The following is a 255-nucleotide window of genomic DNA, read 5'->3' on the forward strand; positions in this document are numbered from 1 at the left end:
ATGAGATGGGGCACATCTGCGGTGTGCTGGACTATGGCGGCGCGAGCACGATCGACGACATCTTTTCGCAGATTGATGAGATCGGCGTGTGCCGTCCCTATGGCTCGGGCGGTCACGGACGCATCTCGAACGTTCGGATTGAAGGCAATTACTGGGCGGGGTTCTTCAACTCGGATATCAACACGCAGTTGTCGAACTTCAAGATCAGCCAGGGGTGCACCAACCAGGCCGCAGTGGCGACGATGGGGTATTGCG

1 protein-coding gene is annotated in these 255 nt (G+C 58.0%); it reads left to right on the forward strand.

Going from position 1 to position 255, the window contains the following annotated elements; all coding sequences use genetic code 11:
• On the forward strand, positions 1–255 hold a 255-nt coding region (locus AC5IJH_RS18355; RefSeq protein WP_491904270.1), incomplete at both ends, for a hypothetical protein.

The organism is Candidatus Dedyshia acidiphila, assembly GCF_051025295.1.
In the GTDB taxonomy this organism is placed as follows: Bacteria; Acidobacteriota; Terriglobia; order Terriglobales; family Acidobacteriaceae; genus KBS-83.